General features: G+C 70.3%; 10 protein-coding genes and 1 pseudogene. 5 read left to right on the plus strand and 6 right to left on the minus strand.

The annotated features are described in order from the left end of the window. Positions 1 to 1295: 1295 nt before the first annotated feature. The 6 genes and pseudogenes from ACVW07_RS11225 to rpmH all read right to left on the minus strand — a co-directional run bounded on the left by ACVW07_RS11225 (position 1296) and on the right by rpmH (position 6773). Positions 1296 to 2180 (minus strand): annotated as a pseudogene (locus ACVW07_RS11225) (IS5 family transposase). Between the two features lie 2091 nt (positions 2181 to 4271). Next, positions 4272 to 4784, minus strand: a complete 513-nt coding sequence (locus ACVW07_RS11230; RefSeq protein WP_456819330.1) for a Jag family protein — start codon at positions 4782 to 4784, stop codon at positions 4272 to 4274. A 30-nt stretch (positions 4785 to 4814) separates the two neighbouring features. Next, positions 4815 to 5909 carry a membrane protein insertase YidC gene (gene yidC / locus ACVW07_RS11235; protein WP_456819331.1) on the minus strand — a complete coding sequence of 365 codons (1095 nt, stop codon included), beginning with the start codon at positions 5907 to 5909 and terminating at the stop codon, positions 4815 to 4817. A gap of 36 nt (positions 5910 to 5945) precedes the next feature. Next, complete coding sequence (gene yidD, locus ACVW07_RS11240) at positions 5946 to 6251, minus strand: membrane protein insertion efficiency factor YidD (protein ID WP_456819332.1); 306 nt, start codon at positions 6249 to 6251, stop codon at positions 5946 to 5948. 7 nt (positions 6252 to 6258) lie between these two features. After that, positions 6259 to 6624, minus strand: coding sequence for a ribonuclease P protein component (gene rnpA, locus ACVW07_RS11245; RefSeq protein ID WP_456819333.1), 366 nt, complete (start codon positions 6622 to 6624; stop codon positions 6259 to 6261). 11 nt (positions 6625 to 6635) lie between these two features. Continuing rightward, on the minus strand, positions 6636 to 6773 hold the full coding sequence (gene rpmH, locus ACVW07_RS11250; protein ID WP_043601468.1) for a 50S ribosomal protein L34: 138 nt from the start codon (positions 6771 to 6773) through the stop codon (positions 6636 to 6638). A gap of 408 nt (positions 6774 to 7181) precedes the next feature. Here rpmH and dnaA point away from each other — a divergent pair, with 408 nt between their 5' ends. The 5 genes from dnaA (at position 7182) to ACVW07_RS11275 (ending at position 13511) form a co-directional block, all read left to right on the plus strand. Next, positions 7182 to 8693, plus strand: coding sequence for a chromosomal replication initiator protein DnaA (dnaA, locus tag ACVW07_RS11255; RefSeq protein ID WP_456819334.1), 1512 nt, complete (start codon positions 7182 to 7184; stop codon positions 8691 to 8693). An 804-nt stretch (positions 8694 to 9497) separates the two neighbouring features. Further along, the gene (gene dnaN / locus ACVW07_RS11260; RefSeq protein ID WP_456819335.1) at positions 9498 to 10628 is read left to right on the plus strand and encodes a DNA polymerase III subunit beta; all 1131 of its coding nucleotides are present in this window, start codon (positions 9498 to 9500) and stop codon (positions 10626 to 10628) included. A 149-nt stretch (positions 10629 to 10777) separates the two neighbouring features. Next, entirely contained in the window at positions 10778 to 11725 is a 948-nt protein-coding gene (gene gnd / locus ACVW07_RS11265) for a phosphogluconate dehydrogenase (NAD(+)-dependent, decarboxylating) (protein WP_456819336.1), read from the plus strand. A 3-nt stretch (positions 11726 to 11728) separates the two neighbouring features. After that, positions 11729 to 12916 (plus strand): DNA replication/repair protein RecF, encoded by a 1188-nt coding sequence (gene recF, locus ACVW07_RS11270; protein ID WP_456819337.1) that lies wholly within the window; start codon positions 11729 to 11731, stop codon positions 12914 to 12916. Next, the gene (locus ACVW07_RS11275) at positions 12906 to 13511 is read left to right on the plus strand and encodes a DUF721 domain-containing protein (protein WP_456819338.1); all 606 of its coding nucleotides are present in this window, start codon (positions 12906 to 12908) and stop codon (positions 13509 to 13511) included. Before recF ends, ACVW07_RS11275 begins: the two co-directional genes overlap by 11 nt. Positions 13512 to 13617: the final 106 nt, after the last annotated feature.

Genomic DNA, 13617 nt, shown 5'->3' on the forward strand with positions numbered 1-13617 from the left:
CGGTACTTCGCGCTGCCGGCGTCGCGGTGATGCTCACTCCGCCGCGACCATCAAGGCGCAGTCCTCGGCAGCTCCACCAGGACGGACGAGGCGACCCCGATCTGGCCACGACTGTCTCAGAAGCGTCATCAGGTGCGGGACACCGCGTCACCTCGTGGCTGCTGGTGCTCTGGCGCCTGTCACGACGAACGGGGCGGATTGATTTGCCAAGCCCTGGTACCGGCATCGGCAATTGCCCCTATGGACATCGCTACCCGCAAATGCGGGCCGGCGCGGACAGGCGAGTTCCGCGCGCCTGTCGTCGGCCCGCCGATACCGCTAGCACGCCTGGCTACGGCACGGCCAGCGCCAGCGCACCGGGCTGGATGCACTGCTGTTGGGCGTGGAACAGCGGGTCTGCCTCGGTCTGAACACGCCTGCCCTCGACCCGCCGGTGCCCGCCACGGCCAAGCGCTGGCACCGGCGAGCTCGGTCCGGCCGGTTGTTGCCGACTTGGTTCGATGCACCGCTGCGTCGCGCGGGACACGTGGTCCATCGGTCTGGGCGCGCCCGTCGTCGGCCCACGGTTCGTGCACGCCCGCGGCGGCACGCCCGCGCTACCCCGGGCGGTTCTGGCGAACGCAGTTGAATACGCCAGCGTTTCACGTGGAACAGCGGTGCATCCGCTCGGCGTGCGTGTGGTCGGCCCGCCGGCGTCACGACATCGCACTGTGAACACCGCCGAGCCGTCGCCGAGCCGAGTTGGACGTACGGCCGTTTCACGTGGAACAGCGGTCCATCAGGACGGCGTCACGGCGCGCCGGCCCACCACGCCCCAACCGTGGGCGGCCGTTCGATTCACTGCTGTCTTCACGGGAGCGTGCGACCCGTGAGGGGCACAAGAACGGTGGCACGCAACCCGACCCGGGCATTCGGCATCCGTCGAAGCGAAGACCGGGCACGGGGTTCAACGCGGGGCTGGACCCTCGGCCTCTGCTCGGGCCCCGGCGCTCCGGCGTAATGCATTCCCCACGGGGCATGCCCGGAGGTCGCTGCAGCGGGCTCAGGCCTGGACGGATCTTCAAGACTCGATCTGGGGCATGGACGGCTGTGGGGCAGTCCTGCTGAGGCCCGCGGCGCGCACCCGAGCCTCTCCGCCCCCCTCGAGCCCGATCCGCCCGAACGGCGCCGTGCGCCCAGGGATGCGGCGCTGGATAGACCAACCCGCGCACGAATGGGGGCGCGCGCGGGTGCTCCCATTCCGTCGTTGGGGCGGGCTGTAGACCACGGCCGCGCATGGACCTAGGACGTGTTCCCTATGTCGGGCGTAGCCAGGCGAGGATCGCAGCCAGCACCGCGCCGCCGCGATAGACCGTGGCGAGCTTGTCGTACCGGGTGGCCAGGGCGCGCCAATGCTCGAGCGCGTTGAAGGATCGTTCGACGACGTTGCGGCCGCGGTAGGCCATGGCGTCATAGGTCACAGGTCTACCGCCCCGTGAACCGCGCCGCTGGCGGTGGCCTTGCTGGTCTCGTGGTTCGGGGATGACCGCGACGATCCCACGGCGGCGCACTCGGCGCGGATGACCCGCGACGAGTACGCCCTGTCCGCAAGGACGGAGTCCGGACGGGTGCGCGGCCGGGCAGCACCCGGCCGCAGCACGCGGATCGAGTCCAGGACCGGCAGGCACAGAGGGGCGTCACGTCCCTGGCTTGGACCGACCAGCACCACCAGTGGTCGACCCTTGCCGTCCACCGCATGGTGGATCTTGGTGGACAGGCCGCAGCGAGAGCGGCCGATCGCGTGGTCAGCCGGCTCCGCTCCCTGATTCATGTGATTCGACCCCGCCCCCTGTGGTGCGCGGGAGGGTCGCAGCGTGCTGACGGGTGCGGTTGATCGTGGAGTCGATGGACACCGCCCGGTCGATCTGCCCGGCCGCGTCCGCCTGAACGAGCAGCTGGGTCAGCACGTTGTCCCATGTCCCGTCGCTGCTGAACCGCTTGCCGCGCTTCCACACCGTCTGCCAGGAGCGAGACCCGGCCGGCAGATCCCGCCACGCGACCCCTGTTCGGTACCGGTAGACGATGCCCTCCACGGCCTGGCGATGATCACCGAACGGGCACCCCTGACGACCCGTACTGGAAGGCAACAGCGGCGCGCGCCGCTCCCACTGGGCACCGTTCAACACGGCTCGACGAGACAACCCGCCAGCATCACCGACATCCACGCGCTCGCTCGGGGAGGCGCCCCCTGGCCGGCGCGCTCAGCGCGACTGTCCGTTCCGCTCGAGACGAGCACGCATGTTCGCGTTGGCTACCCGGCGCTCCGCAACGAGGAGTCCGGCACCGGCTGCGCCGCATATGACACCGGCAACGAGGAGACAGGTGTTGAAGAGTCCGATTGTGAGTAGACCGCCACCGACCCACAGTCCCAAGACGCCCGAAGTCCCGAGCGCCCGTTCGGCGCGCAGACGCTGCTTCATGGGCACATCCTCGTGCATGAGGCGCCGCCTCGGGCACCGCCCGATCCGCACGCGCCGCTCGCGCGACGCTAAGGAGACACGTCCTAGACCCATCGCGCCGGACAGGCCCACGTCGCACGACCCTCAAAGGGGTTTCACGTGAAACAGACGGACCGCCGCACTCAGCGTCGTGACCGACCCGCCCGCACGACGATCGCGTCGCGTCGCCGTGGCGATTCAAGCCCCACTGGCTGTACCCCGGGGTGATCTCGGTCAGCCCGCGTACCGAGCTGTCGACCGACCGTTGGCCGCCACCGTAGCGAACCGGATCACTGGCGCCTTCCGCAGCCCGTCCCTGGACGGCGCTACCCCACTTGACCTGAGTCAGACCGCGCAGCCGAGGAGCCGACGCGGACACCAATACGTCACGCCGCCTCGTCGTCGGCCAGTCTCGGCCGAACCCTAGTTACGGCGACACGGGCGACCCATCCGTTGCTGAGGGGCCATCGATGCCCGGCTGCGCCCCGCGGAACGCCGGGCGCCCCCGAATCACCAGTCACCGACCCGACCGCAGGGTTTCACGTGAAACGGCACCCGCGCGGGACCGAGGAGCTACCGCCATCTCGAAGTTCACCGGGGCATGCCCTCAGACGGTCTGTGTTGAGCCTCCCGTCGGCGTGACTCGCACCCGGAGCCTCCGACGGCGATCGGCGCCGACCGTGACGGACGCTCGTACCTGAGACTGCGGAGCGCCGACGGTCCGGGGGCCTGTCGAGCGAACGCCGTCCCTGGCGCCCAGACCCGCTCGCCGGCGGCTCTGAACGGACCACCACCGGCCCGTCGGCTGGCACATGGTTCGCGCCCCCCTACTCGCTCACTCGCACCTCACCACGGACGCAAGCCACACCGTCTGCTCGGTCGCGAGATGCCGTGCCGACACGTGGAGCGCCGAGGCTGCCCGCCCGGCGGTACCCCAGCCGCGAAAGACCCTCGTGCTCCGACACGCGATGAGCTCGGCTTCCTGATACGGAAACAACCCGGAAGCTGCCGTTCCTTGCACCGGACACGGACCGAACCGAGATCCGGGTCCACGGCCACCAGCTAACAGGTGAACCGCCACCCGCCAGCAGCGACCGTGCCGGACGGCCTACGGTCGCCGGGCGCACCCGCTCCTCCACCGGTCCACGACACGGCGGCCTGTTCCAGACCACGAACCGGCCGAGCCCGAAGCCTGGCATCACCCCAAGACGAGCTGTGGACCGGGAAGGCGTTCACGGGTCGGCCGTTTCACGTGGAACATGCCGCGCCCGTGCCGCAACTTCTATTCGGCGGCCCTGGAAGTCCAGCCGGCTCAGGAGAGTCGCCGCCAGTCACCCGACCGACGAGGGGGCGCCGCCACCTCGCAAGCTCTGCCCACGCCCGACCGCTCACATGACACCGCCAGCCCAGCGCACCACACCGTCAAGGCCCGCTCCTGATCACGCCGGTCTGCACGATGCTCGCGGCAACCGCCGCCACATACCCACGTAGAGCCCGCCTTGCTGGCAGAACTCTCAGCCCCAACACCGACACGAACCTCCGGTGACGGCACGGCACCGATGTGCCGTCGGGCAACGGCCGTGCCGGCGAAGCGAACCTGCACCGGGCGTGCAGCACCACGGAAGCCCACGAGCCGACGGTTCGGCGCGCCCGCGCAGCACCGGCGTCGGCCGCGCTGCATCACGAGCAGCCACAGCCAGCCACCACGCCGCACCCGTTTCACGTGGAACACAACGCGAAGGGCGGCACACCGTCACGGTGCGCCGCCCTTCGTGAGTCCGATCCAGGAGTCGGTCAGCCCTGCCGGATCACCACGTGCCGCGCCGGCTCCACACCTTCGGAGTCGCTGACGAGTCCCGCTGCGGCGGCGGTGTCGTGCACGACCTTCCGCTCGAACGGGTTCATCGGGTCCAGGGCCACAGGAGCTCCGGACTCACGAACCTTCGCGATCGCCGTCTCCGCGACGGCGATGAGCTCGGTCCGGCGTGCGGCGCGGTAGCCCGCGACATCGAGCATGAGGCGACTGCGCTCCCCCGTCTTCGTCTGCACCGCGAGACGCGTGAGCTCCTGCAACGCGTCGAGCACTTCCCCGTCACGCCCGGCGAGCCGACGCAGCGATCGGTCGGCGGGGTCCTCCGACACGATCTCGACGGCCGCACGTCCGTGGTCGATGTCGATGTCGATGTCACCGTCGAGGTCGGCGATGTCGAGGAGCTCCTCGAGGTAGTCCGCCGCGATCTCGCCTTCTTCTTCGAGGCGCTTGGTGCTGGTGGACTCGGCCGGGGCGTCCGGCGAGATCGAGGTCATGGAGTCTCCGATCATGGGCTGCGCGTGCACTTACTTCTTGGGCTTCGTCGGCGTCTTCGACGACGGGGCAGAAACATCGGGTCCGTCGTCCTCAGGCCCCGGGGGGCGGGGCGAAGACGACTCGGAGTTGGACGACGGGCTGGCGCCTGCCGGCCGCGGCTTGTTCCGGTCCTTGCGCTTGGGCTGCTGGCGCTGTCCTGGACGCGGGGCGTCCTCGACGATCACGGCACGCGGACCGGCTCCGTCGGACTCCGCGATCGTCCCGTGCGCGGCAGCCTTGCGTGCCCTTCGCTCGAGAAGCGCCTTCTCGGCCTCCGAGCCCGGCGCGGGCATCCGGCGGATCGTGTAGAACTGCTGGCCCATCGACCACAGGTTGGTCGTGGTCCAGTAGATGAGGACACCGATCGGGAAGTTGACACCGGAGAACGCGAAGATCAGCGGCAGGACGTAGAGCAGCACCTTCTGCTGCTGAGCCATGGGACCCTGCAGCGCCGCGGGCGGCATGTTCTTCATCGTGAGCTGTCGCTGCGTGAGGAACGTCGTCGCCGACATGGCGACGATGAGGACGACGCTCACGACCTGGATGTGCCAGTTCCCGTTCGCCTGCATGAACGTCCCCGACAGCGGAGCCCCGAAGATCGTCGCGTCGTCGAACGACACGGCCAGCTCCTGGGTGAGCGGCCCGATGTTGTCGCCCCCGTGATACGTACCCGCGGCCAGCAACGGGACCGAGCTCAGCACCCGGAAGAGCGCGAAGAAGATCGGTGACTGCAGCAGGATCGGCAGGCAGGACGCGAACGGGTTGGTCCCGTGCTTGCGGTAGAGCTCCATCGTCTCGCGGCTCATGGCCTCACGGGACGCGGGGTCGCTCTTCCCCTTGTACTTCTTCTGGATCGCCTGCATCTCGGGCGCGAGCATCTGCATGCCGCGCGAGGCCTTGATCTGCTTGAAGAACAGCGGGATCAGAAGGATCCGGATGACGATCACCAGGCCGACGATCGACAGCGCCCAGGCGGCTCCGCCGTCCGGGTCGAGCCCCACGTCGGAGAGCAGCTGGTGGAACCAGACCATGATCGCCGCGACGACAACCATGATCGGTTTGAGCAGACCGTCGAACCACTGCATGTGGCAGAGCTCCTCTGTGGTGGATCGGGGCGTTGATCAGTGCGCTGACGGTGCCACGTCAACGCGACCGTACGAGTGGTGATGCGGCCGCGCAGGGGGAACGTCGTCCACGCCGCCCGGGTTCCAGGGATGGCAGCGCAGCAGTCGTCGAGCGGCGAGCCACGAGCCGTAGAGCACGCCATGACGGGTCACGGCGACGACGGCGTACTGCGAGCACGACGGGTAGAACCGGCAGGTCGGCGGGGTCATCGGAGAGATGAAGCGCTGGTACCCACGGAGCAGGAGCAGCAGCGCCTGCGCCGGCAGGCGCACGATCGCCCGAGCCGCTCGTCCGATATTCATGGGAGGACTAGGCCTGCGATCGGCGCGTGTGCCGCCGACGGGCGCCGTCGAGCGCGGAGTCGAGGTCGGAACCCAGCAGCGCGAAGGGACGGGACGCCGCGGGTGGCAGCGCCCGCACCACGATCCCGGCGTCCTCGGGGAGGACGGCGAGTCGTTCGCGCAGCAGCGCCCGGAGCCGTCGCTTGACGAGGTTGCGTGTCACGGCCGTGCCGACCGCCTTGGACACGACAAGACCGACCACCGGGCCTGCAGCCCCGGGGTCGGTCCTGTTCGTCAGATGCACCACGAGGGTGTCCCGTCCGCTGCGCGCACCGCGTCGCACCGCCTGCTCGAAGTCGGCAGCGCGGCGCATGCGGTGCGCAGCGGGCAGCACCGACGGTGCGGTCAGGCCGAGAGCTCCGCGCGGCCCTTACGGCGACGCGCGGCGAGGATCGCGCGGCCCGCGCGGGTGCGCATGCGCAGGCGGAAGCCGTGCGTCTTGGCGCGGCGCCGGTTGTTCGGCTGGAACGTGCGCTTGGTCACGAGAGTCTCCAACTACTTCGGGTTGGGCCTCGCGCGTGTCGCACGGGGCCAGGTCTGTCGCCGAGCTCGACTGCTCCGGAATCGCAAGCGATGCGTGCGGCGTCTGGGCGCGCCAGCAGGAGCCATCAGGAAGGCTGCACCACGGTACGCGGCCACGCCGCAGCCGGTCAAATGCGTCAGCCCGTCACCCCTCGGGCCCTCCACGCCGACCGAGCCGACGACTAGCATCGTCCGTCGTCGTCCCCGCCGCCCACATCTGTGGAACGTGGAGAGCGCTCGTCCCCACACAGACCGTCGGTGGCCAGCCACGACGCGGCGAACCGCCGCTCACAGGTGTGGACAAGTGTGTGGACAACTTCCCGCCGTGCGAGACTCGAGCACCACGCGACCGAACAGCCGAGGTAGGACGTGTCACAGGACGAAGAGCTGGCCCGTGTCTGGGGTCACGTGGTGTCGACCCTTGAGGGAAGCCCTGACATCACCCCCCGCCAGATCGCTTTCGTGCGGCTGGCCAGGCCACTCGGCCTCCTCGACGGCACGCTGCTGCTTGCCGTGGGCAACGACCTCACCAAGGACTACCTCGAGACCCGGGTGCGGTCCGAGGTCACGGAGGCGCTGAGCGACGCGCTGGAGCGCGAGGCCCGGTTCGCGATCACGGTGGACCCGGACATCGTCGAGGACGCACCTCCAGCGCTCCGTGGACTTCCCAACCAGGTCGACCAGCGGCCCGACGTGTACGACCTGTCGATGCCGAACGAGCGCCCCGAGCTCACGATCGTCCCGGACGACGACGCGGACGACGACGGGGACCGGACCTTCGAGGCGAGCCGCCGGCTGTCCGCGGTCGGCGACCGCCCCGGTGCCGGGCGGCGTCAGCAGGCGGAGCCGGCGCGGCTCAACCCGAAGTACCTCTTCGAGACCTTCGTCATCGGCAGCTCGAACCGGTTCGCCCATGCGGCCGCCGTGGCGGTCGCCGAGGCGCCGGCCAAGGCGTACAACCCGCTGTTCATCTACGGGGACTCGGGTCTGGGCAAGACGCACCTGCTGCACGCCATCGGCCACTACGCGCAGAACCTCTACCCGAGCGTCCGCGTGCGGTACGTGAACTCGGAGGAGTTCACCAACGACTTCATCAACTCGATCTCCGAGGGCAAGGCCGGTGCGTTCCAGCGCCGCTACCGCGAGGTCGACGTGCTCCTCATCGACGACATCCAGTTCCTGCAGGGCAAGGAACAGACGATGGAGGAGTTCTTCCACACGTTCAACACCCTGCACAACGCCAACAAGCAGGTCGTGATCACGTCCGACCTCCCGCCCAAGCAGCTGAACGGCTTCGAGGACCGGATGCGGTCCCGGTTCGAGTGGGGCCTCATCACCGACGTCCAGCCGCCAGACCTCGAGACGCGTATCGCGATCCTGCGCAAGAAGGCCGGCAGCGAGAAGCTCCAGGCGCCGCCGGACGTGCTCGAGTACATCGCGAGCAAGATCTCCACCAACATCCGCGAGCTCGAGGGCGCCTTGATCCGGGTGACCGCCTTCGCGAACCTGAACCGGCAGCAGGTGGACCTCTCGCTGGCCGAGATCGTCCTCAAGGACCTGATCACCGACGACCAGACGACCGAGATCACGGCGACGCAGATCATCGGGCAGACGGCGGCCTACTTCGGTCTCAGCATCGAGGACCTGTGCGGCTCGAGCCGCTCGCGCGTGCTGGTCACGGCGCGTCAGATCGCCATGTACCTGTGCCGGGAGCTCACGGACCTGTCGCTGCCGAAGATCGGCCAGGCGTTCGGCGGTCGCGACCACACGACCGTGATGCACGCCAACCGCAAGATCCGCGAGCTCATGGCAGAGCGGCGCTCGATCTACAACCAGGTCACCGAGCTCACCAACCGGATCAAGCAGCAGAGCCGCGGCTGAGGCGTCCGTTTTCCGGGGACCGATCCCTGTCCGACCGGATGTCTCCCCACGAGTTATCCACAGTATCCACAGGCGCCTGGGGATGCTTGTGACGGGATTCACCCGTTCGGTGGAGCGCCGAGTCCCCTCAGCCGAAGCCCGTGCGACAGCGCGCTGACCTGCGCGGACACTCACGGTCCGGGTAACGCGGGGTCCCGACAACGCCACCGCCGGACGAATCGGATGAGACAACTCTCACCATCGAATCGTTCCGATCCGCTTGACCGCAAGGTTCAGGAGCCAGGTGAGACATGCATGGGACGAATGTTCACACCTGTGCACACACCTGTGGACAACGGTGGACGAACCGCCCTCCCCATGTGGACCACAGCGGTGGGGACGGTGGACGACGGCGAGGCCTCCGCGGAGCGTCCACCGTCGTCCACCATGTGCAGCGGTCCGCCCACACCGTGCATCCACACGCTGATCGGCCCATGACCTGCGGCGACGATCGTGATCCACACGATGCACAACCCCGATGACGACGACGAACCTTCTCTCTCCTGTCGATCCACACACCGTCGTTGTGCACCTGGCCGAGCCCGGCGAGCGGCCGTCGGCCGGCACAACCCAGGACCAGAGCAGGCCTGTACCCAGCGTCGGGCCTCTCGCGTAGTGTTCGCCTGACGCCTGTCCCCCGACGGACCGACGCCCGGACACCGGTCGACGACGAAGTCGCGAAGGACGAACCATCGCCACGGTTCGAGCGCACGGCATCCGTGCGCCCGGAGCCGTCGGACAGGCCCGAACGACGAGAGGTGACGCATGAGGTTCCGGGTCGAACGTGACGTTCTCGCTGACGCCGTCACGTGGACGGCGCGGAGCCTGCCCACGCGTCCGCCCGTCCCGGTGCTCGCCGGTGTCCGCATCGAGGCGGACACCACCGGCACCATCCAGCTCTCGAGCTTCGACTACGAGGTCAGCGCCCGCTCGCAGATCCCCGCCGACGTGAGCGAGCCCGGCACGGTCCTCGTCTCGGGCCGGCTCCTGGCGGAGATCTCGCGGGCCCTGCCCGCCAAGCCCGTCGACGTGGTGCTCGAGGGCACCAAGGTCATCGTGACCTGCGGCGCGAGCCGTTTCACGCTGCTCACGATGCCCGTCGAGGACTACCCGAACCTCCCGTCGATGCCCGCGACGGCCGGCACCGTGGACGGTGACGAGCTCACGCACGCGGTCGCCCAGGTCTCGGTCGCGGCGAGCCGGGACGACACGCTCCCGCTCCTCACCGGCGTCCGCGTCGAGATCGAGGGCGAGAAGGTCACCCTGCTGGCCACCGACCGGTACCGGCTCGCGCTGCGCGAGCTGACCTGGAAGCCGGCGAGCCCGGACATCTCGACGGTCGCGTTGGTCAGGGCACGGACGCTCTCGGACGCGGCCAAGTCCCTGGGGAGCGCAGGGTCGGTGACGGTGGCGCTCTCGACGGGCGCGGGCGTCGACCTGATCGGCTTCGAGGCGGGCGGCCGCCAGACGACGAGCCTGCTCGTGGACGGCGACTACCCCGCGGTCCGTCGTCTGTTCCCCGACGAGACGCCGATCCACGCGGTGGTCCTCACCCAGGCGCTGGCGGACGCCGCCAAGCGTGTCGCCCTCGTCGCGGAGCGGAACACCCCGATCCGCCTGTCGTTCAGCGAGGGGCAGGTCGTGCTCGACGCCGGCCAGGGCGACGACGCGCAAGCCTCGGAGGCGCTCGAGGCGACCCTGGTGGGCGACGACATCTCGGTGGCGTTCAACCCGCAGTTCCTGCTGGACGGCCTGAGCGCGCTGGACACGACCTTCGTGCGGCTGTCGTTCACGCACCCCAACAAGCCCGTCGAGTTCACGGGGCAGGGGTCGCTCGAAGGCGAGGACCAGCAGGAGTACCGCTACCTGCTGGTGCCCATCCGTTTCGCCAGCTGACGAGGCCGGCGGGGCGCGCTGCGACTGCTCCCCCGTCGGGTTCTCGCCGCGTCCCGGAGCGCCGGTGCAGCCGGGCCGTGGCTGGGGCAGAGTGACCGTGGGGTGTCATGACACCCCACGGTGACGGTCATCGAGGAGAGGCGAACGGCATGCACATCGGTCTGGTGGGTCTGGGCAAGATGGGTGCCAACATGCGTCAGCGCATGCGCGCCGCCGGCGTCGAGGTCACCGGTTTCGACCGGAACCCCGACGTCACGGACGTCCCGTCGCTCGAGGCGCTCGTCGACGCGCTGCCGGCCGGCGACCGGGTGGTCTGGGTCATGGTGCCGTCGGGGGCGATCACGGACGCGGTCGTGCGCGACCTGGCCGGCCTGCTGTCCGCCGGCGACGTCGTGATCGACGGCGGCAACTCGTACTACCAGGACGACCAGCCGCACGCCGACCTGCTCGCCGAGCGCGGCATCGGCTTCCTCGACGCGGGGGTCTCGGGCGGCGTGTGGGGCCTGGACAACGGGTACGGGCTGATGGTCGGTGGTGATGCCGCGACCGTCGAGCGCATCATGCCGGTGTTCGACGCGCTCCGCCCCGAGGGCCCCCGTGAGGAGGGGTTCGTCCACGCCGGTGCGGTCGGTGCGGGCCACTTCGCCAAGATGGTGCACAACGGCATCGAGTACGGCCTCATGCAGTCGTACTCCGAGGGCTACGAGCTCCTCGCCGCGAAGGACCTGGTCACGGACGTGCACGGGACCATGAAGGCCTGGATCCGCGGCACGGTGGTGCGGTCCTGGCTCCTGGAGCTGCTCGTGCAGGCGCTGGAGCAGGACCCGGACCTCGGCGCGATCGACGACTGGGTCGAGGACTCGGGCGAAGGGCGCTGGACGGTCGACGAGGCCATCGACCTGGCGGTGCCCGCCCCGGTGATCTCGGCCGCCCTCTTCGCGCGGTTCGCCTCACGCCAGGAGGAGTCGCCGGCGATGAAGGCCGTCGCCGCGCTCCGCCAGCAGTTCGGCGGTCACGCCGTGAAGCCGGCGGGGACCACCGGCCCCGTCACGAGCACCACCCCGGTGCCGGGCGCGGCCGTGCCTCCGTCCGCCTGACCGATGTACGTCGCGCACCTGTCCCTCACCGACTTCCGGTCGTACCCCCAGGTCGAGCTGCCGCTCGAACCCGGGGTCACGGCGCTCGTCGGGCCCAACGGGCAGGGCAAGACGAACCTCGTCGAGGCCATCGGCTACGTCGCCACGCTCGGCAGCCACCGGGTGCCGTCCGACGCGGCGCTGGTCCGGGCCGGTGCGTCGAGGGCGGTGGTCCGCACCCGGGTGATCCGCGAGCTCGACCCGGGCGTCCCCCGCGCGACCCTCGTCGAGGTCGAGGTGACACCGGGCAAGGCGAACCGCGCGCGCGTCAACGGTGGCTCCCCCGGGCGCGCCCGTGACGTGCTCGGCATCCTGCGGACCGTGCTGTTCGCCCCGGAGGACCTGTCGCTCGTCAAGGGCGACCCGGACGGCCGGCGCCGTTTCCTCGACGACCTCCTGGTGCAGATCACTCCGCGCATCGCGGGTGTGGTCGCCGACTACGACCGGGTCCTGCGGCAGCGCTCGGCGCTCCTGAAGTCGGCCGGCGCCGCCATCCGCGGGGGCCGGGGCGGCGGCGACCTGCGCACGCTCGACGTGTGGGACACCAAGCTCGCGCAGACGGGTGCGCAGCTGGTGGTCGCCCGCCGCGACCTGGTGACCGACCTGGCGCCGCGGGTCGCGCGCGCGTACGAGCAGGTGAGCTCGGGTCAGGGTGAGGCGGTCATCACCTACAAGGCGTCGCTGGACGCGGTGCTCGACGAGGGAGCGGCGGCCGCTCCTGCCCGCGTCGAGCTCGTCGAGGCACAGCTGCTCGAGGCGATGGGCCGGCTGCGGACGAAGGAGATCGAGCGCGGGGTGAGCCTCGTCGGGCCGCACCGTGACGACCTGGTCCTCACGCTCGGCGGGCTGCCGGCGAAGGGCTACGCGAGCCACGGTGAGTCGTGGTCGTACGCGCTCGCGCTGCGGCTGGCGTCCTACGTGCTCCTGAGCGACGACACGTCCGCGGCCGGCTGGGGACCCGACGGTGAGCCGGTACTGATCCTCGACGACGTGTTCGCGGAGCTCGACACCCGCAGGCGCGACCGTCTCGCCGAGCTCGTGGCGCCCGCACGCCAGGTGCTCATCACCGCGGCGGTCCCGGCGGACGTGCCGGAGCCGCTGGCCGGCGGCAGGGTCGACGTGATGGCGGGCGAGGTGGCCCGTGTCCTCTGAGCGGGACCCGGGCCGGGACGGGTGGGACGACGGCTCCGACGCCCTGCTCCCCCCGATCCGCCGCCGGCCGGTCGAGGGCGCTCCCCTGCGCGACGTCGTCGACCTGGTCCCGGAGCGCCAGGTCGCGGCCGCCGCGCTGAACCGGGCCAAGGAGGCGGCCCGGGCGAAGGGCCTGCGTCCGGGGGACGCCCCGCGGCGGCGCCCGCTGATCGACACGTCTGGCACCGCAGGCGCCGGGCCGCGCGACCCGCAGGTGGTCGGCGCGAGCCTCGGCGCTCTGGTCGGCCAGTTCGGCTGGGGCACGGGGCTGGTGTCGGGCACGCTGCAGCACCGGTGGGCGGAGCTGCTGGGCGCCGAGGTCGCGGAGCACTGCGCGTACGTGTCGCTCGAGGCGGGCGTGCTGACGGTGCAGGCGAGCTCGACGAGCTGGGCGACGCACCTGGCGTGGGCGGCGCCGACGATGCTGCAGCGCTTCTCGGAGGAGCTGGGCGAGGGCGTCGTGTCGGAGGTGAAGGTCCTCGGGCCGTCGGGGCCGGGGTTCGGCAAGGGCCGCAGGAAGGTCCAGGGGCGAGGGGTGCGGGACACCTACGGGTGAGCCGCAGGGCGGTGTCGGGTGCAACCGGTGGAGAGACCCGGTTCGGGGCCGTCCGGCAGGTAGACTAGGGAGGTCATTCCTGGCGCGTCTGTGCCGGTCTAGACAC

Source organism: Cellulomonas sp. URHB0016 (assembly GCF_054057935.1).